Here is a 1,407-nt window from a genome sequence, read left to right on the forward strand (position 1 = left end):
TCCGCCACTTCGGCCTGCCAGCTACCGCCGAGCATAATATCGGTACCACGACCCGCCATGTTGGTGGCGATGGTTACGGCTGCCGGGTAACCCGCCTGCCAATGTATTCATGGTAAGCGTAGCCGCAATATTCACGCCCGGAATACCGCCCGCCGCCGTGCCGACAAAGTTTTTCAAATACTCTTTACCAAAATGTTCTTCCCATTCGTCGTCGTCGTCAGGGCCGCGCCCCGTTGCCGCGTCAATTACGCCGCGCAAAGACGTTTCCAGCAAGGCTTGCAAGAATAGCCAATATAACACGGTAGACATAAGCGGCACCGGATTGCCGTTGTCTTTTAACGCGTACCCGGCTTCAATATGCGCATTTAAGACGACGGAGAAAAACGTATAAAACGGAGTAAAGAATTTCATGATGCGGCCTTTTTGTACTTTCGCTTGATCTTGAATTTCACCGCTGCCCCAAATACGCCGCACCGCCTCATCTGCTTTTGCGATTGCCTCCGCGTCAATCTGTTCCGCCGTCAATTCGCCGCGTTCCATTTCCGCCCGCACCGTATCTTCATACACGGCTTGCCACGTCGGAAGTGATAACATTAAGTCCGTTTTTGTAATTAGGTAATATCCAAAACGATCCACCGCCTCTTTTGCAGAATAAACGCCTTCCGCCGCTTTTGTGGCCACGCCTTGTGTTCCGGCATAGGATAATTCTTTGCCGGATACTTTCATGTCACGCGCCAAATCACGGTCAAGGTTTTCTTCGCGTTCCGCGATAAAGCTTGATTTCTCTTTAACCTTTCGCGTAATTCGTTGCGGGTGTCGGTAGAATGTTGCCAACGCTTGCAATGTACGAATTTTGCCCAAAGAATGAGCGACCATCGGCAAGTTGCAAATGTTCAAAAGTGCCGTCGTTGTCCGGTACGCCATGACAGAAAATGTCGCATTACGCCGCAACAAATTGGCAAACTGTTCGGCGCTGGATTCACGCACCAATTCTTCCCGCCACGTGTCGCGTACCCACTCGCGCAACATTCTGTATTGCGATTGTCCTATGACTTTCTGCAACGGTTCAGCCAACGTCGCATGGTCCAGCAGATGCGCCACGTCCAGCACGGCTTCCCGCATGGAAATATGCAATATTGCCTCATTGACCGCGCGCGGCAATACATCAAGCGACAACAACAATTCACGATTGACCACCGCTTGCCGCTTTTTCGTCGCACCTAAACCGGCGCCAAATACCGCATTGCTTGACATCTGTTTTGCTAATTCGTTCGCCACGTCCATGTCAGACGCTTTTTGCGATAATTGCGGATCGTACACAATAGGATAATAACCGCCGTCAAACTTGCGGCCGTTAATGGTAAACGGCACGGCCTCCACTTTGCCCAACGGAACGCCCGTTTCCCG

Annotated in this window: 1 protein-coding gene; it reads right to left on the reverse strand. The window is 51.6% G+C overall.

Features of this window, described 5'->3' with window-relative positions; all coding sequences use genetic code 11:
- Nucleotides 1-59 (reverse strand): hypothetical protein (locus KH813_RS06885; RefSeq protein WP_369694443.1); only part of this gene is annotated, 59 nt, incomplete at its 3' end.
- Nucleotides 60-1,407 lie beyond the last annotated feature (1,348 nt).

The sequence above is a fragment of the Negativicoccus succinicivorans genome (genome assembly GCF_018373335.1).
Classification (GTDB): domain Bacteria; phylum Bacillota; class Negativicutes; order Veillonellales; family Negativicoccaceae; genus Negativicoccus; species Negativicoccus succinicivorans_A.